Below are 1,244 nucleotides of genomic sequence, written 5' to 3' on the forward strand. Positions count from 1 at the left end.
GTACCAATTAGTATTATAATCACGACTTAATTTAGGCCCAGAAATCACTACTTGAGGCATAATTGCATAAAGTGGCTCTTTGCTAGTTTTGGATTTATAAAGTTTAGTCAGCGCAATATAAGTTTGAGTACTCTCAAACTTTTTCTCTTTTTCTAATTTAAGATCATTACGAATTTGTCTTGGTGTAACTAAGATATTATTTTTTGCAAATACTGTAATCAGCTCTTTTTCTGACTCGCTTTGAGTTGCGCGTGGATCACCATCTTTTGTATAAAGAAGTAGATCGCCATCAAGGCTTATATCATTATCAGTAAGTTCTCGTAGCATTTTTTGAAAAGCTGCATTACGACTAGAGTACATACCAGAGTTATAATCCGCAAAACGATAAATAGCTTTATCATAGTCTGCCGGATAAACCATTAAACGATGTATGCCGTAATATAAACCACCGTATTCAGTATATAGGTCATCGCGGAGCGCAGCAGTACTCATACTCGAACGCTTATTGGCTTTCGCATAATTAATATGAACTTGCATTGAGCCCAAAGTCGTAATAGGGTTCATTTTCTCGCCAATATCTTGACCAACCAATTTGGCTGCGCCAGTTAAGGCACTCACATGATAATGTTTAGCCATGAAGTCGAAAATTTCTCGGTAAAGTAAGTCGAGTTCTTTCTCGGTTTTAACTTTACGCATTTGACTCATATAGTTGTTATCAGGAGAAGGCTGAGTTCTTAGAACTTCTTCAAAATAACCAGCAATTGTTCCACCAACGGTTTTGCCAAGTTTATCTTCAAATTTTTCATTTAAACGTGTACTCACTTCCTCAACAGCCTTTTGTCCTAATCCAGACACCTGAGGGTTGGCAACAAAGTTAGATTCTTGATCGACAACGGCAATAATACTGCAGACATTTTTTTTATTTTTTTGAATATCTAACTCTCTCATGATGTCATCGATATCATTTGCCCATGACTCACGGTCATGCACACGCGATGGAATTAGACGTTTAATCTGTTGGCTTTCTAGTTCAGGCTCATCATCGTTTGACCACCAAGCTTTATCACCACAAGCAGCTAAACTCATGCATACGGCAGCCATGCCGAATGATTTTAATAAAAAACGGGAAGACGACGGTTTGTTCATGGCGAGGAAAGCACCTGCATAAAAAGATGAGCCGATTAAGCGGATGAAGTATACTATGTTGATCATCAATTGTATGAATATATATGTATATTGGTCCC

General features: G+C 37.6%; 1 protein-coding gene. It reads right to left on the reverse strand.

What is annotated here, in order from left to right; all coding sequences use genetic code 11:
- A partial coding sequence (locus R5R67_RS19355) for a DUF1615 family protein (RefSeq protein WP_318755195.1) occupies window positions 1–1,146 on the reverse strand: 1,146 nt, incomplete at its 3' end.
- Window positions 1,147–1,244: the final 98 nt, after the last annotated feature.

Source organism: Acinetobacter sp. OYA S30, assembly GCF_033599315.1.
Taxonomy (GTDB): Bacteria; Pseudomonadota; Gammaproteobacteria; order Pseudomonadales; family Moraxellaceae; genus Acinetobacter; species Acinetobacter baumannii.